20 protein-coding genes are annotated in these 20,896 nt (G+C 67.8%); 7 read left to right on the top strand and 13 right to left on the bottom strand.

Features of this window, described 5'->3' with window-relative positions:
• Nucleotides 1-28: 28 nt before the first annotated feature.
• Genes ACKY0W_RS16975 through ACKY0W_RS16960 form a run of 4 tightly spaced genes read right to left on the bottom strand, consistent with a single transcriptional unit; the run spans nt 29 to nt 4,500 of the window.
• Complete coding sequence (locus tag ACKY0W_RS16975; protein ID WP_409435026.1) at nt 29-1,045, bottom strand: nucleoside hydrolase; 1,017 nt, start codon at nt 1,043-1,045, stop codon at nt 29-31.
• A gap of 10 nt (nt 1,046-1,055) precedes the next feature.
• Nucleotides 1,056-3,074: an SDR family oxidoreductase gene (locus ACKY0W_RS16970; protein WP_409435025.1), complete on the bottom strand. Its 2,019-nt coding sequence runs from the start codon at nt 3,072-3,074 to the stop codon at nt 1,056-1,058.
• Nucleotides 3,075-3,105: 31 nt separating this feature from the next.
• On the bottom strand, nt 3,106-3,771 hold the full coding sequence (locus ACKY0W_RS16965) for a TMEM175 family protein (protein ID WP_409435024.1): 666 nt from the start codon (nt 3,769-3,771) through the stop codon (nt 3,106-3,108).
• A 12-nt stretch (nt 3,772-3,783) separates the two neighbouring features.
• Nucleotides 3,784-4,500, bottom strand: coding sequence for a histidine phosphatase family protein (locus tag ACKY0W_RS16960; RefSeq protein ID WP_409435023.1), 717 nt, complete (start codon nt 4,498-4,500; stop codon nt 3,784-3,786).
• An 87-nt stretch (nt 4,501-4,587) separates the two neighbouring features.
• Between ACKY0W_RS16960 and ACKY0W_RS16955 the strand changes: the two genes are divergently transcribed.
• On the top strand, nt 4,588-5,457 hold the full coding sequence (locus tag ACKY0W_RS16955; protein WP_409435022.1) for a MaoC/PaaZ C-terminal domain-containing protein: 870 nt from the start codon (nt 4,588-4,590) through the stop codon (nt 5,455-5,457).
• Between the two features lie 5 nt (nt 5,458-5,462).
• Here ACKY0W_RS16955 and ACKY0W_RS16950 read toward each other — a convergent pair whose 3' ends face one another.
• The gene (locus ACKY0W_RS16950) at nt 5,463-6,938 is read right to left on the bottom strand and encodes an ATP-binding protein (protein WP_409435021.1); all 1,476 of its coding nucleotides are present in this window, start codon (nt 6,936-6,938) and stop codon (nt 5,463-5,465) included.
• Nucleotides 6,935-7,615 (bottom strand): response regulator transcription factor, encoded by a 681-nt coding sequence (locus ACKY0W_RS16945; RefSeq protein ID WP_409435020.1) that lies wholly within the window; start codon nt 7,613-7,615, stop codon nt 6,935-6,937. The genes ACKY0W_RS16950 and ACKY0W_RS16945 overlap by 4 nt, the downstream gene beginning before the upstream one ends.
• Before the next feature lie 419 nt (nt 7,616-8,034).
• Here ACKY0W_RS16945 and ACKY0W_RS16940 point away from each other — a divergent pair, with 419 nt between their 5' ends.
• A complete protein-coding gene (locus ACKY0W_RS16940) occupies nt 8,035-8,199 on the top strand; it encodes a hypothetical protein (protein ID WP_409435019.1) in 165 nt (54 codons plus the stop codon).
• A complete protein-coding gene (locus ACKY0W_RS16935) occupies nt 8,196-8,417 on the top strand; it encodes a hypothetical protein (RefSeq protein ID WP_409435018.1) in 222 nt (73 codons plus the stop codon). The genes ACKY0W_RS16940 and ACKY0W_RS16935 overlap by 4 nt, the downstream gene beginning before the upstream one ends.
• A gap of 12 nt (nt 8,418-8,429) precedes the next feature.
• Here the strand turns inward: ACKY0W_RS16935 and otsB are convergent, their stop codons facing one another.
• Entirely contained in the window at nt 8,430-9,539 is a 1,110-nt protein-coding gene (gene otsB / locus ACKY0W_RS16930) for a trehalose-phosphatase (protein ID WP_409437829.1), read from the bottom strand.
• A gap of 88 nt (nt 9,540-9,627) precedes the next feature.
• On the opposite strand from otsB, the gene ACKY0W_RS16925 reads away from it, so the two are divergent.
• A complete protein-coding gene (locus ACKY0W_RS16925) occupies nt 9,628-10,491 on the top strand; it encodes a universal stress protein (protein WP_409435017.1) in 864 nt (287 codons plus the stop codon).
• A 9-nt stretch (nt 10,492-10,500) separates the two neighbouring features.
• Here the strand turns inward: ACKY0W_RS16925 and ACKY0W_RS16920 are convergent, their stop codons facing one another.
• Nucleotides 10,501-13,401, bottom strand: a complete 2,901-nt coding sequence (locus tag ACKY0W_RS16920; protein ID WP_409435016.1) for an RND family transporter — start codon at nt 13,399-13,401, stop codon at nt 10,501-10,503.
• Entirely contained in the window at nt 13,398-13,829 is a 432-nt protein-coding gene (locus ACKY0W_RS16915) for an MmpS family protein (RefSeq protein WP_409435015.1), read from the bottom strand. Before ACKY0W_RS16915 ends, ACKY0W_RS16920 begins: the two co-directional genes overlap by 4 nt.
• Before the next feature lie 113 nt (nt 13,830-13,942).
• Between ACKY0W_RS16915 and ACKY0W_RS16910 the strand changes: the two genes are divergently transcribed.
• Nucleotides 13,943-17,209, top strand: a complete 3,267-nt coding sequence (locus ACKY0W_RS16910) for an error-prone DNA polymerase (RefSeq protein WP_409437828.1) — start codon at nt 13,943-13,945, stop codon at nt 17,207-17,209.
• 23 nt (nt 17,210-17,232) lie between these two features.
• The gene (locus ACKY0W_RS16905; protein ID WP_409435014.1) at nt 17,233-17,880 is read left to right on the top strand and encodes a nitroreductase family protein; all 648 of its coding nucleotides are present in this window, start codon (nt 17,233-17,235) and stop codon (nt 17,878-17,880) included.
• Between the two features lie 61 nt (nt 17,881-17,941).
• Here ACKY0W_RS16905 and ACKY0W_RS16900 read toward each other — a convergent pair whose 3' ends face one another.
• From ACKY0W_RS16900 to ACKY0W_RS16885, 4 genes are all read right to left on the bottom strand, one after another.
• Nucleotides 17,942-18,424, bottom strand: a complete 483-nt coding sequence (locus ACKY0W_RS16900; protein ID WP_409435013.1) for a hypothetical protein — start codon at nt 18,422-18,424, stop codon at nt 17,942-17,944.
• A gap of 24 nt (nt 18,425-18,448) precedes the next feature.
• A complete protein-coding gene (locus ACKY0W_RS16895) occupies nt 18,449-18,853 on the bottom strand; it encodes a hypothetical protein (RefSeq protein WP_409435012.1) in 405 nt (134 codons plus the stop codon).
• 46 nt (nt 18,854-18,899) lie between these two features.
• Nucleotides 18,900-19,616 carry a DUF1326 domain-containing protein gene (locus ACKY0W_RS16890; RefSeq protein WP_409437827.1) on the bottom strand — a complete coding sequence of 239 codons (717 nt, stop codon included), beginning with the start codon at nt 19,614-19,616 and terminating at the stop codon, nt 18,900-18,902.
• A 124-nt stretch (nt 19,617-19,740) separates the two neighbouring features.
• Entirely contained in the window at nt 19,741-20,193 is a 453-nt protein-coding gene (locus ACKY0W_RS16885; RefSeq protein ID WP_409437826.1) for a tRNA (cytidine(34)-2'-O)-methyltransferase, read from the bottom strand.
• A gap of 271 nt (nt 20,194-20,464) precedes the next feature.
• Between ACKY0W_RS16885 and ACKY0W_RS16880 the strand changes: the two genes are divergently transcribed.
• Entirely contained in the window at nt 20,465-20,797 is a 333-nt protein-coding gene (locus ACKY0W_RS16880) for a DUF732 domain-containing protein (RefSeq protein WP_409435011.1), read from the top strand.
• Nucleotides 20,798-20,896: the final 99 nt, after the last annotated feature.

The following is a 20,896-nucleotide window of genomic DNA, read 5'->3' as shown; positions in this document are numbered from 1 at the left end:
GGACGAGAAGTCGGCTCCGAAATCGCCCTCAGTACACGTTCGGTGGGAGAGCGCCGGCGAATGCGCTGACCCGCTGCACGAACCGGTCGAAGAACGCCGCCGGGTCGACGCCCACCCCGATCAGCGCGTTGGGCTGTGCGGCATCCCAGTCGGGGATCGTCCTCCCGCGTGTGTCTCCGGGCGCAAGCTCGACCCGCACCGCAGCCGGGCGGGTCGTCACCAGCGTGGGTTCCAGCGCGACCGCCGCGGCCAGCGGGTCGTGCAGATACGCCAGATAGCCGTAGCCGCGCGCCTCGTGTGCCTCGAAATAGAACCGCAGCGCGTCGTTGAGCATCCGGACCATCGGGTTGATGCTTCGCCTCTCCTTCGTCGAGCCTCGCTGAACCGCCGGGTTTATGCGGCGGTTCGGTGCGGCCAGCCGCGCCAGGATCGCCGGCGTGATCGCGATGTGCCGGGTCAGATCCAGGCCGCACACGATCGGGAGCCGTTGCGGTGCAACTGCTCCCCACGCCGTGAACACCTGCGCGGCCGCCTCCGGATCGAATCCGATGTTGAACTCGGCCCAGCCGGACCGGTCACCGGAGAACGCGCCGCCCATGATCACCAGCCGACGCAGCAGTGTGGGCAGTGCGGGTTCGGTCCGCAGTGCCAATGCCAGATTGGTCAGCGGGCCGGTGGCTAATCCGATCAACTGCCCCGGGTGTTCCCGTGCGGCGGCGACCCAGGCTGCGGCGGCGTCGTATCCGGTGAGCTGTCCGGTGCCGGGCGGCAACTCGGCGTACCCCAGCCCCTGCGGCCCGTGGATGTTCTCCGCGGTGTGGGCCGGGCCGTTCAACGGCACTTCGGCGCCCCGCGACACCGGGACTCCGGTCGTCCCGCACAGTTCCAACAACGCCAGGTTGTTGTGGCAGACCTGTTGCACCGCAACGTTTCCGCCGGTCGACGCGATCCCGACAAGTTCGGCATCCGGGCTGGCCAGCAGGTACACCAGTGCGACCGCGTCGTCGACGCCGGTGTCGAAGTCGGCGAAGACGGGCAGCGTCACGAGGGCAGGCTCACCAGTACACGCCCGGAACCAACCGCACCGCCCGCTTGACCGGGCGAGGCACCCGCACCCGCGGGATCGCCCGCGCCGGCCGCTTCGGTCGGCGTCGAGTCGGGTGCGCCGCAACGGCTTCGGTCGGTGTCACGCCGCGCGCGGCGGCCGAGTCCGGATAGCCAAGGTAAAGCTGGTGCAGGATCCGGCGCGACAGCCGGGGTGTGAAGTAGTTGCCGGCCTGGCCCAGCGTGCCCGACGGGGTGTCGATCCGGTCCGGCTTCTCGACCAGGCCGCGTACCACCATGGCCGCCGCGTGTTCGGCGCTGATCGCCCCCATCGGCACCAGTTTTCCGGTCGGCGCGATCATCGGGGTGGCCACCAGCGGCATGTGGATGGTGGTGAACGTGATGTGGTCCGACAGGGTTTCGGTCGACACCACGTCGGCGAACGCGTCCAGCGCCGCCTTGGTGGGCACGTACGCGCTGTACTTGGGGCTGTTCGCCTGTACCCCCACGCTGGAGACGTTGACGACATGCCCGAACCGGCGTTCCCGCCAGTGCGGCAGCAACGCCAGCACCATGCGCACCGCACCGAAGTAGTTGACCGCCATCGTGCGCTCGTAGTCGTGCAGCCGGTCGGTGGAGTTCACCACCGAGCGGCGGATCGACCGGCCGGCGTTGTTGACCAGGTAGTCGACGTGGCCGAATCGGCCCAGGATGTCCTTGACTGTGTGCTCGACCGACGCCGAATCGGTGACGTCGCAGCTGAATGCGTGCGCCTGTCCGCCCTCGGCGCGGATCTCGGCCACCAGCTCGTCGAGGGCGCCGGCGCTGCGGGCCAGCGCGAACACCGTGGCGCCGCGCTCGGCCACGGCGATCGCAGAGGCCCGGCCGATCCCGCTGGACGCCCCGGTGATGATGACGTGCCGCCCGACCAGGGGCCCGGCCGGATCGTCACGGCGGGCGCGGTCGGGATCCAGATGCTGCGCCCAATACCGCCACAGCCCCGGTGCGTAGTCGGCGAACTCGGGCAGCCGGACGCTACCGCCCAGCGCCGCGCGGGTGGCGTCGGCGACGAACGTCGGTCGCAGGTTCACCAGGTCGAGCACCTCGGCGGGAAGGCCCAGCTGGGTGGCCATCATGTTGCGCCACACCCGGGCCAGTCCGCGGACGTTGAGCACCGGCGCCGCCACGGCCCCGGGCAGCGTGGCGCGCAGCGGCGGAAGCCCGGCCTCTCGGGCAACGGCCCGGTAGATGTCGGGCAGCCCGATGGAGCGCGGCGCGGTGAGGTGGAAGGTGCGCCCGTCATATCCGTCGGCGTGCATCAACTCGATCAGCGCATCGACGACGTAGTCGACCGGAACGACGTTGGTGCGTCCGGTGTCCGGCACCGCCATCGGGCTGAGCCGGGGCAGCGCCGCCAGCTTGGCCAGCAGCGGAAAGAAGTAGTACGGCCCGTCGACCTTGTCCATCTCGCCGGTGCGGGAATCACCCACCACCACCGCCGGCCGGTACACCCGGTAGCGCAGTCCCGGTGCCGAGCGCACCAGCGCTTCGGCCTCGAACTTGGTCTGGTGATACGGGGTCGGCAGCTTCTGGCCGATGTCGAAGTCGTCTTCGGTGAACTCGCCGGCGAAGTCGCCGGCCACCGCGATCGACGACACATGCGACAAGGTGGCGTTGAGCCGTCGCGCCAGCCCGATCACCGCGCGAGTGCCCTCGACATTGGCTGCTTGCTGTTCGGCCGCACCGGCGGTGATGTCGTAGATGGCCGCGCAGTGCAGCACGTGATCGATGTCGCCCAGTTCGGCGAGCACCGAGTCGGTCAACCCGAGGTTCTCTTCCGTCAGGTCGCCGACCAGCGGATTCACCCGCTCGTCCCACGCATGTCCGTGCTGAGAGGCCAGGGCTTCGAAGCGGCCCAGCGACGCGCGCCGCACCAGCACCCACACCTGCGCATCGGGACTGTGCTCCAGAATTCGGGCCACCGCTCGCCGTCCAATAAACCCGGTACCGCCGGTAACGACATAACGCATGCGGTCATGGTGGTCGCTCGGGTCGGCTACGTCAATGGTGAGTTGAGTCTCGCCGTCCGATGCCCGGGATATTGATTGCGTAGAACGCCGGCATCACGACGAACACCGCCAGTGCCAGCAGGGGCGACCACACGACGCCGATCGCGCCCGCCACCAGGTAGGCGACGATCCCGGTCATCGACCGGAACCGTTGCGCGGCGAACACGCGCGGATCCGTCTCGTCGGCGGCCAGCCGGTCGGGGCATCGGCCGACCTGGTCGAACAGCAGCAGCCAACTCGCGCACATGGCCGCCAGAATGCCGGCGTACAGGGCCACGGCGGTACGGGCGTCGTGGGCGTCGGCGCCGTCGATGAACGCGCGGGAGAGCACCGCGGTCGGAAAGGGGATGAGCGCCGTGGTGAACAGCAGCGCGATGTTGGCCAGGTGTACGCCCTTGTTGACCTGTTTGATCGCGGTGAACGCCTGGTGGTGGTTGAGCCAGATCACCGCGACGTAGCCGAACGACGCGAGGTAGCCGAGGTAGGCCGGCCACTGCCGGATCAGACCCTCCAGCAGCTGACCGGGGGCGTGCTCGGGTGCCTTGAGGTCGAGCACCAGCAGGGTCACCGCGATCGCGAAGACGCCGTCGCTGAACGCCTCTACGCGTCCGGTGTCGGTCAAACCGGCCGGGGCATCGGAGCCGTCAGACGTGCTCATCGGCGCCTGAGGTCAGAATGCGCGAATTCCGTCCCAATCCAGCAGTTTCCAGCCGGTGGCCGGGTTGCCGGTGATCACCACCTTGCCGAGGTTGGGCAGTGGATGGTCGATCAACAGTTCATCGCGGGGGTTCTTGACATTCATCAGGGTCCACGTCGCGATCGACGCCCCGTGTGCGAACGCCACCGGGTTGGTGTCGCCGGAGTCGTAGATCTGCTGGATCGCGGCGCCGAACTCGTCGTTGAACTGGTTGCCGTCGATCGAGCCGGGGATGGCCGCGGTCCGGTCACCGTGCAGCCATGCCTGCGGGGCAAGCCAATACGCCGAATTGGCCACCGATCGGGGCTTGTCGCCGAACCAGCCGGCGCTGATCTCCCGCAGGCCCGGCAGGATCTGCACCTGCCGGCCGAGTTCGCGGGCCAGCGGGGCGGCGGTCTGCTGAGTGCGCACCATCGACGAGGCGTAGACACCGTCGTGGTGGCCGCGGGAGAGCTGATCTGCGATTTCCTGAGCCTGGACGCGGCCCTTGTCGGTCAGTCCCGGGCCGGGCACCGACGTGTCGAGGATTCCGGCGGCGTTGGCTTCGGATTCCGCGTGCCGGACCAGCGTCAGGGTGATGTTGCGCGGGTGCGGTGTCCCCGAACAGCCGCTGAGCACCACGACCGCGGCCAGCGCCGCCGCCAGCAGTGCGAACAGCGTGCCGGTGCGGTCCCAGATGTGCTTCCCCATGCCGACAGCCTGCCGTGTGGATGGCGCTGACGCGACCGGTTCTGCTGAAATGGTGGGGGCCCATTCGTCCCTGGTGAAGGAGAATCCGTGGCACTGGATCCGACGGCCATTGGCGCGACCGCTGACCCGATGCCGTTCGCATGGACCGAGCGCGACACCATGCTCTACGCGCTCGGGGTCGGCGCCGGAACAGCCGATCTGGCATTCACCACCGAGAACAGTCACGACATCCCGCAGCAGGTGTTGCCCACCTACGCCGTCATCTGCTGCATGGGCTTTGCGGCCGTCGGCAAGATCGGCACGTTCAACCCGGCGCTGCTGTTGCACGGCTCCCAAGAGGTGCGACTGTTCGCCCCGCTGCCGCCCGCCGGAAGCCTGCAGGTGGTGGCCGAGGTGGCTGACATCCAGGACAAGGGCGAGGGCAAGAACGCCGTCGTCATGCTGCGGGCGCGTGGCACCGATTCGAAGACCTCCGAACTGATCGTCGAGACGTTGACCACCCTGGTCATCCGCAAGGCCGGTGGCTTCGGCGGGGAACCCGGGCGACGGGCGGTCGCGCCGCAGATCCCCGACACGCAACCGGATTCACGCGTCGCGTACGCGACCCGGGACGACCAGGCGCTGCTGTATCGGCTTTCCGGCGACCGCAATCCACTGCACAGCGACCCGTGGTTCGCCACCACGCTGGCCGGCTTCCCCAAGCCGATCCTGCACGGGCTGTGCACCTACGGTTTCGCCGGTCGTGCCCTGGTCGCCGAGCTTGGTGGCGGCGACGCCAGCCGGGTGGGCGCCATCTCGGCGCGGTTCACCGACCCGGTGTTCCCGGGGGAGACGCTGACCACCTCGATCTGGCGGACCGAGCCGGGCAAGGCGGTGTTCCGCACCGAGGCGGCCGGTCCCGACGGCGCCAACCCGCGAGTGGTGCTCGACGACGGCGCGGTGGAATACCAGGACTGACGCTTCTAGTCAGCGCTCTCACCGGGTGCCAGGGGCAGGCTGAGCCGGAATGCCGCACCGGTCTGGCTGGGCAGACATTCGAGGCTGCCATGATGCGCCTGTGCCAGTGCTCTGGCGATCGACAGGCCCAGACCGGCTCCGCCGGAGTCGCGATTGCGCGCGTCGTCGAGGCGGACCAGCCGATCGAAGATCCGCTCGCGGTCGGAGTCCGGGACGCCCGGGCCGGTGTCGACGACGGTTACCTCGGCGTTGTGCTTGCGGCGGCCGGTGCGCACGATGATCTCGCCGCCCTGAGGGGCGTGCCGACAGGCGTTGTCCAGCAGGTTGGACAGGATCTGCGCGATGCGTTGCGGGTCGGCATGGACCGGTAGCGGCACGTCCCCGCTGAGGTGAACGTCCAGGTGGGGTGCCAGCATGGCGGCACGGTCGACTTCGGCGGCTGCGATCTCGACTAAGTCAACGTCTTCGCAGCGCAGGGCCACCCCGGCGTCAATGCGCGCGATATCGAGCAGGTCACCGACCAGCCGAGCCGCGCGGCGGGTTTCGCCCGTCAGCAGCGTTGCGAAGCGACGCCGACGCGCGGCGTTTCCGGTGTCGGTGGCGAGCTGCTGTGCCAGCGCCTGTATCCCGGCGATCGGGGTGCGCAACTCGTGTGCGGCGTCGGAGAGGAACCGGCGGGTATTCGCCTCGGCCCGCTGCGCGGCATCCGCGGCTTGGCGGGCGTCACTCTCGGCGGTCTCCAGCGCGTCGAGCATGCTGTCGAACGCGGCGGCAGCCTGCCCGAGCTCGGTTTGCGGCCGATCCGGGCGCAGTCGACGGCCCCGGTCGCCGTGGGCGATCAGCAGCGCCGTCGCGGTCATCCGTTGCAGCGGGGCCAGTGCCTGGGCAGCGGCCAGGCCGACGAGCAACGCGACCAATCCGAGCCCGATCGCGCCGCCCACGAGCAGGTCGTACCGCAGCTCCGAATGGCGCGCCGTGATTCCCGAGGTGTCCGCCACCAGGGTGAGCGTCGAGCCGTCCGGCAGCAGGCGGGTCACCGTGGTGCTGGTCCACTGGCCGGGCGGGGGTGGAGGAGGGGGCCCGCCGAGCGCTGGGTGATGAGGCGGTGGGTGATGAGGCGGTGGTGGGGGTGGAGGTGGCGGCCCCCCGGGCGGGGGCGGGGGGCGATGACGAGGTGGCGGTGGAGGCGGAGGCGCGGGCCGGAGAGTCAGATCGCCGAAGGCAGTGCCGTCCTGGTCGATCACCTGGACGCGGATGTCGTGTCCTTGCAACTGGGTGACGAGAGCTGCGGGACTCACCCCGGCCTCGACCAGATTCGCGGCACGAACAGCGGTGTCGTCGAGCCGCGCCCGGAGGTCACGGCCCAGTTGTGCACCGAGCAGCTGGTCGCCGGCCACGCCGAGCACCACCAACAGTGCAGCGATCACGCCGACCGTGGCCGTAGTCGCCCGCCGGCGCAGCGATGGCGTAGGAGTGCTCATGGACGGGCGGCCGCCAGCCGATAGCCAACACCGCGGACGGTGTGCAGCATTCGAGGGCCGTGGGCCTCCAGTTTGCGGCGAAGACCGCTGACGTAAACCTCGACGAGGTTGGCGTCGTAAGCGTCGTAGCCCCACACTGCCGCCAGGATCCGGTCCTTGCTCACTGTCCGGCCACGCTGTTCGGCGAGATAGCCGAGCAACTTGAGTTCGGTGCCGGTCAGCTCCAGTACTGCACCGGCACGGCTCACTACGCCGGCTTCCAGATCGACCACCAAGTCGCCGACCTGAATCGCAGATGGCACTCGTCCACGCCGTCGTAGCACCGCTGCGATACGGGACAGTAGTTCGGCCAATTCGAATGGCTTGACCACATAGTCGTCCGCGCCGGTGTCCAGCCCGCGCAGGCGGTCGTCGAGTGCATCTTTGGCGGTGAGAAGGATGATGCCGGTGTCGCCGTAGTCGCGCACCACGTCGATCAGGGTGAATCCATCTCGGCCCGGCAGCATCACGTCGAGCACCACCAGGTCCGGGCGGAATGCCGGTAGCACGTCTTCCAGACCGCGCCCGTCGACCCGCCCGCCGCTGACGAATCCGGCGTCGGCGAGCGCCACCACGAGGGTCTCGCGGATCGCGTCGGAATCCTCTACCACCAGCACCCGGGGTGCGCTGTTGTGCACCTTGCCATTGTGACCGCCCGATTACTGAAGCGGGGCTGAGCAAACCGGGCCCAGGCGGATGTTTTCAGCTGCGCTTCAGCGTGGCCTCGCAGCGTGGGGTCTGACAGCAGTGCACGACGACGCACGGAGGAGACCATGACTGAATCCGAACAGGTCGAACCGTCGACCTCGATCCCCAGCCCGACACCCACGCCCGAGGGGCCGGCGCGACGGCTGATCAAGCGACCCTGGTTCGCCACGGTCGCAGCCGGTGTCGGGGGCCTGATCGTCGGCGGATCGGCCGTGGCGGGCTGCGCCGGGCTGATAGGCCTCGGGCCGGGGCCGGTGCCCCCTATGCCGGCGTCGATTGCGGCTCCGGCTCCTCATTGGCCGGCGCCGCCACCCCCTCCGTTGCCGCCGGGACCTCCGCCGGCTCCGGCATGGGGGGCCCCGCCACCTCCGGCGTGGGGACCGCCGCCCCCTCCGGCGTGGAAGGCGCCGCCCCCGCCGGGGCCGGGCACACCGCCGCCGCCTCCGGCGTGGGGACCTCCGCCTCCGGCGGGGCCGGCGGGACCGCCCGGGCCATCGCGGTGATCCGGTCATGATGATGGTGCTTTTGCTCGCGGCGGTGGCTGCCCTGGCCTACTGGCTGGGCACCCACCGCCGGGCAGATGACGACAACCCGGCGGCCTGGCGGCCCTGGCTACTGGTCGTCGGGACGGTGTTGGGTGTCATCGTGCTGGCCAGCCTGCTCACCGGCGGTCCGGGGCCGATCGGCGGCCCCGGACCGCTGTGGGGCCCGGGCCCGATCTTCGGGCCGTGACCGGCGGTGCGCTCAGCCGGCCAGGTGCTTGGCTAACTGCGCGGTGAACTCGGCCGCCTGCGCCGGACTCTCCAGTGCATAGCGCGCCGCGGTCGCGCGGTCGCCGTCGTCGTTGTGCCGCACCACTATTCCGGCGCCCGACAGTTCGGCAACCGCGTCGAATGCGTCCTCGTCGGTGATGTCGTCGCCGAGAAACAGTGGTGCGGCCACCCCGGTCATCCGATCCAGCAGCCAGTGCAGCGTACGGCCCTTGTCCCAGTCGATCTCGGGACGCAGCTCGATCACCTCGCGCCCGGTCGTGACCCGCAGCCCGCGGCGCCGGCCGGTCTCGCGCACCGCCGCCAGTACCTCGCCGACCCGATCCCTGGCGGCGTTGCGGTAGTGCACGGCGACGGCGAAGCGCTTGTGTTCCACCATGATTCCCGGGATCGCGCCGAGTTGCTCGGTGAGCGAGCCGGCCGCGGCGGCCAGCACCAGCACGGCATCGACGGCGGCGTCGTTCTGGTGGTGTGAGCCGTCCGGCCCGATCAGCTCGAAGCCGTGGCTGCCCGCATACCAGATCCCGTCCAGCCCCACCCGGGTCCGCACATCGGCCAGGTCGCGACCGGACAGCACCGCGACCGGGCATTGGGCGGCCAACGCGGCCAACGCATCCACCGCGCCGGCCACCGGCCGGGCCGCGTCGGGATCGTCGACGATGTCTGAGAGGGTCCCGTCGAAGTCGAAGAACACCGCCGGGTGATCGAGGCCGCGCAACTCCGCAGCCGTCATCGCATCCGGCAACGCCGACATCGGCCGGTCGCCGGTTCGCACCTGCACCGCGCTCGCGTCAGCCACCACTGCGTCACCGCCATCGCGCGCCACACTGATCACCAGGGCGAATCCAGCACTGCGAGCGGCGATTACCCCCGATTCGGAGTCGGTGAGCACCACGCAGCGGCCCGGCCGTACCGCTAACCCGGCGGCGGCAGTCACCAGTTCGGCGACGGAACTGTCGGAGCCCACCGCGGCCACCCGCACGCCGGCCTCTCGCAGGCGTTCGGTCAGTGCCGCCGTGTCGGCACCACCGTCGAGCCGCAACAGCACCGCGTCATGCCGGCGCGGGTCGATCGTGACCGACATGCCAACCATGTCCACCACGGTGCCACAGCCGCGCTCCGATTAGCGTAGTAGGGGTCTAGAGAGTTCCCCGAACACAAGGAGAGCCCCGATGTCGTCCACTCCCGGAATCCTGGTCGGTGTCGACGGATCGCCGTCGTCGGTAGCGGCCGTCGACTGGGCGGCGCGTGACGCCGCGCTGCACAACTTGCCGCTCACCCTGGTGCACGTGCTGGCCTCCCCGGTGGTGATGACGTTCCCTGAGACACCGATGCCGCCCGGCTACACCGAGTGGCAGCGTGACCAGGGCGAACACCACCTGCGTGAGGCCGTCGAGATCGCCGAGGCGGCCGGCGCGACGCGGGTCGCCGCCGAGACCGTCGTGGGTTCCACGGTGCCGATGCTGGTGGAGATGAGTCGCGAGGCCGCCCGCCTGGTGGTCGGGTCGCGCGGGCACGGGCGGATGCGCCGGCTGTTGCTCGGCTCGGTCAGCTCGTCGCTGGTGCGTCACGCCCACTGCGCGGTCGTGGTCATTCACGAAGACCATCTGCGTCCCGACACCGCGCCGGTGGTCGTCGGTATCGACGGGTCCCCGGTGTCGGAGGCCGCAACGGCGCTGGCGTTCGAAGAGGCCTCGCTGCGCGGGGTGGAACTGGTCGCGGTGTATGCCTGGCATGACACCGGCCTGATGGACTTCCCCGGCATCGACACCGCGGCGATGGCCTCGGAAGGTGAACTGGCCCTGGCCGAGCGGTTGGCGGGCTGGCGGGAGCGCTACCCCGACGTCACCGTGCGCCGGGTGGTCGTCGATGACCGACCGGCCGACCAACTCGTCGACCAATCCCAGCAGGCTCAGCTGGTGGTGGTGGGAAGCCACGGCCGCGGCGGCTTCACCGGCATGCTGCTGGGCTCGGTCAGCCAGGCGGTGGTGCAGTCGGCGCACACACCGGTGGTCGTCGTCCGCCCGCCGTCATAACGGTCGGCGTCAGCTGACCGACGCCGGCTCGCTCGCCCGTGCCACGGCCTGCTGCGCCACCGGACTCGGCCGCAACGGCACCCGCTGCGGCCACCAGAACCAACGGCCCAGCAGCGCGGCGATCGACGGCGTCATGAACGAGCGGATCACCAGGGTGTCGATGAGCAGACCCAGTCCGATGGTGGAACCCACCTGACCGATCACGCGCAGGTCGGAGACCAGCATCGACATCATGGTGAACGCGAACACCAGACCCGCCGAGGTGACCACGGAACCACTGCCTCCCATGGCGCGGATGATGCCGGTCTTGAGTCCGCCGTGCAGCTCTTCCTTCATCCGGGAGACCAGCAGCAGGTTGTAGTCCGAACCCACCGCCAACAGGATGATCACCGACATCGCCAGCACCATCCAGTGCAGGTCCAGGCCGATGATGTGCTGCCAGATCAGCACCGAGATACCGAACGACGTGCCTAGCGAGAGCAGCACCGTGCCGACGATCACCGCCGAGGCCACCACGGCCCGGGTGATCAGCAGCATGATGATGAAGATCAGGCACAGCGAGGCGATGCCGGCGATGATCAGGTCGTAGGCCGACCCGTCCTTCATGTCCTTGAACATGGCCGCGGTGCCGCCGAGATAGACCTTGGAGCCCTCCAACGGGGTGCCCTTGAGTGCTTCGTGCACGGCGTGCTTGATCGGCGCGATATGCGAGACGCCCTCCGGCGACATCGGGTCGCCCTCATGGCTGATGATGAACCGCACCGCGTGCCCGTCGGGGGACAGGAACATCTTCATGCCGCGCTTGAAGTCGGGGTTGTCGAACGCCTCGGGCGGCAGGTAGAACGAGTCGTCGTTCTTGGAGTCGTCGAACGCCTTGCCCATGGCGTTCTGGCCTTCCATCATCTTCTCCATCTGAAGCTGCAGGCCCTCCATGGTGGACTGCATCTTCAGCTGGGTGGTCCGCATGTTCGACATCGTCTCGATCATCGGCGGCATGATCTCGAGCATCCGCGGGATAAGTCGGTCGAGGTTGTCGATGTCGGGGAGCACCTGTTCGAAGTCCTCGGTCATCTGGTCGAGGCCGTCCATCACGTCGAAGATCGACCGGATCGACCAGCAGATCGGGATGTCGAAGCAGTGCGGCTCCCAGTAGAAGTAGCTGCGCATCGGGCGCCACATGTCGTCGAAGTCGGCGATGGAGTCGCGCATCCGCTGGATGTCATCGAGCATGTGGTGCATCTTGAGGTCCATGCTGTGGGTGGTCTCCGACATCGCGCGGGTGACCTCGAGCATCTGCTTCATGCTCTCGATCGAGACCGCCATGTCGTCGCCCATCTTGAGCATGTTCTTCATGCTGTCGAGCTGGTACTTCATGTTCAGCTGCTGGGTGGTGCCCTGCATGCTCATCGCGAACGGGATCGTGGTGTGCTCGATCGGCGTGCCCAGCGGCCGGGTGATGGTCTGCACCCGCCCGATACCCGGAACCTCGAACACCCGCTTGGCGATTCGGTTGATCACCAGGAAGTCGGCCGGGTTGCGCAGGTCGTGGTCGGTCTCGATCATCAGCAGTTCCGGACTCATCCGGGCCTGGGAGAAGTGCCGGTCCGCGGCTGCGTAGCCGATATTTGCCGGCACGTAGTCCGGCAGATACTGCCGGTCGTTGTAGTTGGTCTTGTACCCCGGCAGCGTGAGCAGGCCGATCAGGCAGACCGCCGTGGTGGCCACCAGCACCGGCCCCGGCCAGCGCACGATCATCGCGCCGATCCGCCGCCAGGTGCGGATTCGCATCGCCCGCTTGGGTTCCAGCATGCCGAAGCGGCTGGCCACCGCAACGACCGCCGAGCCGAAGGTGAGGGCGGCCAGCACGATGACCAACATGCCGATCGCCAGCGGAACGCCCAGCGACTGGAAGTAGGGCAGTCGAGTGAAGTGCAGGCAGAAGGTCGCACCGGCGATGGTCAGACCCGAGCCCAGGATCACGTGCGCGGTGCCGTGATACATGGTGTGGAAGGCCGATTCTTTGTCCTCGCCGAGCGCGCGGGCCTCTTGATAACGGCCCAGCAGGAAGATCGCGTAGTCCGTCGAGGCGGCGATGGCCAGTGTCACCAGCAGGTTCACCGCGAACGTCGACAGGCCGATGATGTTGTAGTAGGCCAACACGGCCACCACACCGCGGGCAGCGCTCAGCTCGAAGACCACCATGCCCAGCACCAACAGCACGGTGCCGATAGAACGGTAGATGGACAGCAACATCGTGATGATCACCACGAACGTCAGCGCGGTGATGATCTTCAGGCTTTTGTCGCCGGCGATGTGCTGATCGGCGTTGAGGGCGGCCCCGCCGGTGACGTAGGCGTGCACCCCCTCGGGCGCCGGAGTGTCGGCGATGATCTGCTGGACGGCCTCGACCGACTCGTTGGCCAGGGTCTCGCCCATGTTTCCGGCCAGATACACCTGAACGTAGGCGGCTTTGCCGTCCGGACTCTGTGACCCCGCCGCGGTCAGCGGGTCGCTCCAGAAGTCCTGGATGTGCTCGACGTGGGTGTGGTCGGCCTCCATCTTGGTGACCAGCTGGTCGTAATACTTGTGCGCGTCGTCGCCGAGCGGCTGGTCGCCTTCGAGGACCACCATCGCCGAGCTGTCCGATTTGAACTCGTCGAACACCTTGCCGATGCGCATCATCGCGATCATCGACGGAGCGTCGCGGGGGGCCATCGAGACCGCGCGCATCTTCCCGACCTCGTCGAGCTGCGGCACGATGACGTTCACCAGGACGGTGATCGCCAACCAGGCCAGGATGATGGGCACCGCGAGCCGGCGGATCCACGCCGGGATACCGCCGCGCTTGGGCGGCGGCTGCGTGGCCGGCAGCGTGTCGGTCGGGGTCTCGTCGCTGGTGTGCTTGCTCATGCGGATTTCACAATGCAGAAGGTCTGGGCGCTCACGGGGCCGGTGGCGATTCTTTCTTCTTTGATGACGCCGTCGATGGTGACGCGGCAGCCGATGGTGGCGCCGTCACCTTGGGCGACGATGTTGGGGCTCACCGCCGGGTTGGTGGTCGACAGGGTCAGCGACCACGGCAGGCTGGCGCCGTCGATCCGCTGCGGGGTGGCATCGAGGTCCAGATAGTTGATGTCGGCGTAGGTGCCGTCCGGGCTGAAGATGTCGTAGACCACGACTTTGGGGTGAAACGGCTTGGTGTCCTCGAACGGGACAGTCCCATTGCCGCTGTCGTCGGCTCCGAAATAGCCGCGGACTCGCTGCACGGTGAACCCCCCTACCGCGACGACTACAACGATGAGCAGGGGTAACCACGCGCGTCTGAGAGCGCCGAACATGAAAGCAGTGGCCCTTTCGCATCGTGCCGGAACTGACACAGATTAGTGCATCAAAGTTCTTTTTCACACCCTTCCCAGGGTGTTTCGCACATATGTTCGATATCTTGGGGGGTGTGGGCTGGGGTAGCGGGCCGCCGAGCTGGGCGGAAATGGAACGTGTTCTAGATGGTAAGCCTCGTCACACCGGTATTGCCGCCGGTGTGTCGACGGATCACGGCTCGTCGTCCCCGCAGGTCGAGTCGCTGCGGCCGGCTGGGCGGACAGTGCCTTATGCCGAGCTGCACGCGCACTCGGCGTACAGCTTTCTGGACGGGGCCAGCAACCCGCAGGAGCTGGTCGCCGAGGCTGCCCGGCTGGGCCTGCGGGCGATCGCGCTGACCGATCACGACGGTTTATACGGGGTGGTGCGGTTCGCTGAGGCGGCGGCCGAGCTGGATATGGCCACCGTCTTCGGCGCCGAGTTGTCGCTGGGGAGGGTGGCGCGCACCGACGACCCGGACCCGCCCGGCCCGCACCTGCTGGTGCTGGCCCGCGGCCCGGAGGGCTACCGGCGGTTGTCGCGACAGATCGCCGCCGCGCACCTGGCCGGCGAGAAGGGCAGGCCGCGTTTCGATCTGGATGCGCTGACCGAGGCGGCGGGCGGGCACTGGCACATCCTGACCGGCTGCCGTAAGGGGCACGTCCGTCACGCGCTGGCCACCGGCGGCCCGGATGCGGCCGCCGCCGCGCTGGCCGATCTGGTGGACCGATTCGGGGCCGGGCGAGTCAGTGTGGAGCTGACCCGGCACTCCGATCCGTGCGACGACGAGCGCAATGCGGCGCTGGCCGGTTTGGCGCCCCGGTTCGGGGTGGGGCTGGTGGCCACCACCGGCGCGCACTTCGCCCGACCGGATCGGGGCCGGCTGGCGATGGCGCTGGGTGCGGTGCGCGCCCGCCAGTCGCTGGACGCCGCCGCCGGCCGGCTGGCTCCGCTGGGCGGCTCGCATCTGCGGTCCGGCGCCGAGATGGCCCGATTGTTCGCGGCGCATCCGGCGGCCGTGCCGGCGGCAGCCGAACTCGGTGAACAGTGCGCCTTTCCGCTGGCGCTGATCGCCCCACGGCTGCCGCCGTTTGCCGTCCCGGACGGTCACACCGAGGACAGCTGGCTGCGGCGGCTGGCCCTGGACGGCGCGGTGGGGCGCTACGGCCCGCCCGGGCGCATGTCGGCCGCTTACGCCCAGATCGAGCGTGAGCTGGAAGTCATTGCCCAGCTTGGTTTTCCCGGATATTTCCTGGTGGTACACGACATCACCCAGTTCTGCCGGCGCAGCGACATCTTGTGCCAGGGCAGGGGATCGGCGGCCAACTCCGCGGTCTGCTACGCCCTCGGTATCACCGCGGTGGATCCGGTGGCCAACGGACTGCTGTTCGAGCGCTTTCTGTCTCCGGCCCGCGACGGCCCGCCCGACATCGACATCGACATCGAGTCGGATGAGCGTGAAAAGGTGATCCAGTACGTCTACGACAAATACGGCCGAGATCACGCCGCCCAGGTGGCCAACGTCATCACCTACCGGGGACGCAGTGCCGTGCGGGACATGGCCCGCGCGCTGGGCTATTCACCGGGACAGCAGGACGCCTGGAGCAAGCAGTTGAGCCGATGGGGCTCGCCCGGCCGGGAGGACTCTGATCTTCAGGGCATCCCCGAACAGGTGATCGAGCTGGCCAACCAGGTCGCCGACCTGCCCAGACATCTGGGCATCCACTCCGGCGGCATGGTGATCTGTGACCGCCCGATCGCCGACGTGTGCCCGGTGGAATGGGCCCGGATGCCTGGACGAAGCGTGCTGCAGTGGGACAAAGACGACTGCGCGGCAATCGGTTTGGTGAAATTCGACCTGCTGGGGCTGGGGATGCTCTCGGCGCTGCACTATGCGATCGACCTGGTGGCGCAGCATTGCGGCGTCAAGGTGGACCTGGCCGCGATCGACCTGTCCGAGCCGGCGGTGTACGAGATGCTGGCGCGCGCCGACACCGTCGGGGTATTTCAGGTGGAATCGCGCGCGCAGATGGCCACCCTGCCGAGGCTGCGCCCACGGGTGTTCTATGACCTGGTGGTGGAGGTGGCGCTGATCCGCCCCGGGCCGATCCAAGGCGGATCGGTGCATCCCTATATTCGCCGCCGCAACGGTATCGACCCGGTGACCTATGAGCATCCGTGCATGGCCAGGGCGCTGGAGAAAACCTTGGGAATTCCGCTGTTTCAAGAACAGTTGATGACGCTGGCGGTGGACTGTGCCGGGTTCACCGCGGGCGAAGCCGACCAACTGCGCCGTGCGATGGGCTCCAAGCGGTCACCGGAGCGGATGCGCCGGTTGCGCGACCGGTTCTACTCCGGCATGGCGCAGTGCCACGGCATCACCGGAGAGGTGGCGATGCGAATCTACGAGAAGCTGGAAGCCTTTGCCAACTACGGATTTCCGGAGAGTCATGCGATGAGCTTCGCATCGCTGGTGTTCTACTCGGCCTGGTTCAAGCTGCACTACCCGGCGGCGTTCTGCGCCGCGCTGCTCCGGGCCCAGCCGATGGGCTTCTATTCTCCGCAGTCGCTGGTCGCCGACGCCCGCCGGCACGGAGTCGTTGTGCATCGCCCAGACGTCAATGCCAGTCTGGCGCACGCCACGCTGGCCGAAGCCGGAACGCAGGTACGGCTGGGGCTGGGTGCCGTCCGTGGCATCGGTACCGACCTCGCCGAGCGGTTGGTGGCCGACCGCGAGGCCCATGGCCCATTCGCTTCGATGCTGGACCTGACTGCGCGGGTTCAACTTTCAGTGCCCCAGACTGAGGCGCTGGCGACGGCCGGCGCGTTCGCCGGTTTCGGCGTGTCACGCCGGGAGGCGCTGTGGACGGCCGGCGCAGCGGCGGGGCAGCGGCCGGACCGGCTGCCCGGGGTGGGGGTCGCGACGCATACCCCGGCCCTGCCCGGGATGAGCGAGATCGAGTTGTCGGCTGCCGACGTTTGGGCCACCGGGGTCTCCTGCGACAGCTTCCCGACCCAGTTCCTGCGCGCCGACCTCGATGCGCTCGGGGTGATTCCGGCCGTGCGGCTGACCGCGGTTCCCGACGGCACCCGGGTGCTGGTGGCCGGGGCGGTGACGCACCGGCAAAGGCCGTCGACCGCTCGGGGGGTCACCTTCGTCAACCTCGAGGACGAGACCGGGATGGTCAACGTGCTGTGCACACCGGGGGTGTGGGCTCGGCATCGACGGCTGGCGCAGACCGCGACGGCACTACTGATCCGCGGACGGGTGCAGAACGCCAGCGGGGCGGTCACCGTGCTGGCCGACCGGCTGGGCGCCCTTGAGTTGACTGTGAGTTCGCGCTCCCGGGACTTTCGGTAGCCGCCGGCGGTAACCTCCAGGCCATGAACCTCAACTTGTCCGCCGACGAAGTCCTGACCACCACCAGATCGGTCCGCAAGCGTCTTGATCTCGACAAGCCGGTTCCCCGCGAGGTGCTGATGGACTGTCTCGAGATCGCCCTGCAGGCACCCACCGGATCCAACGCTCAGGGCTGGCAGTGGATGTTCGTCACCGACCCGGTCAAGAAGCAGGCGCTCGCCGACATCTACCGCGCGAACGCCATGCCGTATCTGAACCGAATGAAGCCGGACTACGGCGAGGGTGACGTGCGCAGTGAGCGGATGGAGTTCGTCAGCGGCTCGGCCAGATATCTGGCCGAGAACCTGCAGGACGTACCGGTGCTGATGATCCCCTGCCTGGAGGGCAAGCCTGAGACGGCGTCGCTGGGGTTCGGCGCATCGTTCTGGGCGTCGCTGTTCCCGGCTGCGTGGAGCTACTGCCTGGCGTTGCGTAACCGTGGACTGGGTTCCTGCTGGACCACCCTGCACCTGCTCGAGGACGGCGAGCAGCAGGCCGCCGACGTCCTCGGCATTCCCTACGAGAAGTACAGCCAGGGTGGACTGTTCCCGATCGCCTACACCAAGGGCACCGACTTCAAGCCGGCCAAGCGGCTGCCGGCCGAGCAGGTGGCGCACTGGGACAGTTGGTGAGGTCCGGGTCTGGGTGCGTATCCCAACCAGGTTCCGGGCCAAGCGAACCCAACACTTATCGTCAACATCCCATGCCGCCCCACGTTGACTGAGCGCCGGTGTGGCCGATGCGGATGACCAGCCACGTCGACACGGCGGCGAATGCCAGAGTGCCTGCTCCGGTGACGGTGATGCCGATGCGACGGATCGCCGGTGACATCGCGCCCACTTCGTCGGCAAACAGTGGGGTATGCAGCGCCCACCACCCGATCATGGCGACGGTGAGCAGCGCGGACCAGAGGACCAGCTGAGCACCTAACGCGGCGTGACGCTGGAGGATCTCACCTCCCATCACCCGTTGCTGGAGCCAGCTGCCGGCCGTCGTGGTCAGCGGGATCGCGATCAGCGTGCCCATAGCGACGACCGACGCGGCGCCACTGATGCGGCGTCGTGCGCCGGGCCAGAGCACGGCAAGTACGGCCAGTAGGGCGGTCACGGGCACCAAGGCCGCGACCAGGTGTGCGAGCAGCGGATGTGCCGGTAGGCCATTGATGGTGTCAAGCACGAGGACTCCCTTTCCGGCCGCGAATCACGGCTTGTCGCAGCACTTCTTGTCCGACTTGTGCATGGGCATGCTCGGCTTCATGGGCTTGTTCGGCCCCATTTCGTCGCGGGGCATCTCGCCGTGCTTCTTCATGTTCGGCCCCATCTCGCCGTGGCCCATCTCGCCGTGCTTCTTCATTCCCGGGCCCATCTCGCCGGCGGGCATCGGCTTGTCGCAGCATGATTCCTCGGGCTCATGGCCGTTGGCTCCGGGTGCATGCATGGCGTGCGACGTCACGGCCGGAGTCTGGCCCAAGGTGAGTGCTCCGGAGGATCCTGCCCAGGCTCCGGTGACGAAGACTGCCACCGCGATGCCGGTGAAGGCCAAGGTGGCGGCAACTCGGCGCTTGTGCTCGCCGAACTTGGTGCTGAGTTTGCGGAAGATTCCCATCGTCTGTTCCTTTCAGTGGTGGTGAAATCGCTTCTTCTACGGTGCTTTAGGTGCCGCAATGGCAGCCTGAACGGCTGTCAACGCCCACACTGTCCTGCTCAGCTCCTGGGCTATCCGCGTGCGGTTGCCAGTCGAAGGGGAAGTGTTTGCTTGAGCCGCCGCGGTATTCGTGGGAGTAGTCGAAACCCTTCGCCTGGTCGCGTTTGACTACGCCCCACGTCGCCACCTGGCCCGGGCCGACCTCCGCGCCTGGTGCGTTGGCGGTGGTGACCCGCCGGTTCGGATCCGACGTCGGGCCCGTGAGCGCCTCGACACGTACGTCGACCTTGCCCGGTATCTCCGCGCGCCAGTACGCCAGATCGTCGGCGGCTTCGAAGGTGATCGGCGCGTACTCGATCTTGTCCAGCGTGCCGATCAGGCTGCCGAATTCGCCCGGCCAACCGCCCTCTTTCCCGGTGAAGATGCGCTCGAGGGCGTAGCGCTGGTCCGTGTCCGCCTTGGCGTCGATGTAGAACATCAATTTCATCGTGGCGTTGGGATCGTCGACCCACATGTTTCCCTCGAACTCACCCAGGGCGATCACGCCCAGGCCGGCGAGTTCAATGTCGCCGTAGTGCCCCTCGTGGATCTGCCAAACCAGGGTGAACAGGCAGTCTCCGTGGGTGGGCTCCTGGGCGAAACTGCACGGGCAGGGCAGTTTGCAGCTGCACACGTCAAACCACTCGCCTCGCAAGTGCCAATCCACTGTTGTCGCCGACGCCATGAGTTCCTCCCTTGGTAAATACCCATAGGGGGTATGGGTATAGGCAGGACGGTACACGGTCTCGCCGAGTGGTGACAAGTGCGTCGGGGAAGCGGCCTCACTCGGAGGCTGGGCTGAAGGGTGACTACACCCCGTCGGCGAACCCGTGCTGGCGCCACGCCTCGTAGACCGCGACGGCGGCGGCGTTCGACAGATTCAGTGACCGCCGCCCGGCCAGCATTGGGATGCGCACTCGCGCGGTGATGTGTGGGTCGGCCAGGGTCGCCTCGTCGAGGCCGGTGGGCTCGGGGCCGAACATCAGCACATCGCCGGGCTGATAACTCACATCGGTGTAGGGGATGTGGGCGCCGGCGGTGAACGCGAACACCCGGGCGTCACCCAGCGCCTCCCATGCCGCCGGCAGCGACGCGTGCACCCGCACCCAAGCCAGATCGTGATAGTCCAAGCCGGCCCGCCGAAGCTTCGGTTCGGACAGGTCGAAACCCATGGGTTCCACCAAATGAAGCTCCGCACCGGTCGCCGCCACCATCCGAATCGCGTTGCCGGTGTTGGGCGGGATGCGGGGCGAATAGAACATCACTTTGAACACAACGGCATCCTCGTATGGCGGCAAGTGGGAAGCGACCGATCTCCGGTCGTCGCGGTACCAGGCAGGCTATGCCCGGTGCGGATTGCCGCGCCGGGCCGGGGCGCCCAGCCGTCGTCAACAAACTCACGCAATGATTGTCCGAAACTGAACTTTGGCTTTCGCTTCGAGATGAATTCTCCAGACAAATCGCGCGCCTTGTCTGGGAGCGGTAATCTCGCACTCCGAACCATAGTGATCACAAAAAGAATAGGGAATCGAAATGCTTTTTGGTAAAGCGGGGGTAGTTGCTCCCATTGCAGCGATAGGACTCTCGGTTGGAGTTCTGACTGCGCCCGCGGCTCACGCCGATGAGCAGACCTTCGTTGACGCGTTGCGCGAAAAGGGTTGGTCGGCAATGAGTTTCGGTGCAACAGGACACCCGTTGGCGCCGGGGCTCATCACGCGTCCGGACGTGGCAATCGCGAACGGTCACGACGTGTGCAACCAGCTGCAGTTGGGGTTGACGCCAGACCAGATGGTTGCAACCACACTCCCGGCTGCTCAGGATAATTATCGGATTTTCATAACAGCCGCGCAGGGGCATTTGTGCTGAGGGGCTAGCGCCTGTTGTTATGGCGCGCCCTTTTCTTTGTGCGGGGCGCTAGAACCCGGCTCGTCGGGTTCTAGCGCCCGCGTTTATTCGGTTGTGTGA

The organism is Mycobacterium sp. SMC-14 (assembly GCF_046250075.1).
Taxonomy (GTDB): domain Bacteria; phylum Actinomycetota; class Actinomycetes; order Mycobacteriales; family Mycobacteriaceae; genus Mycobacterium.
Note: the sequence above shows the minus strand (reverse complement) of the source record. Positions and strands in the feature narration are given on the sequence as shown.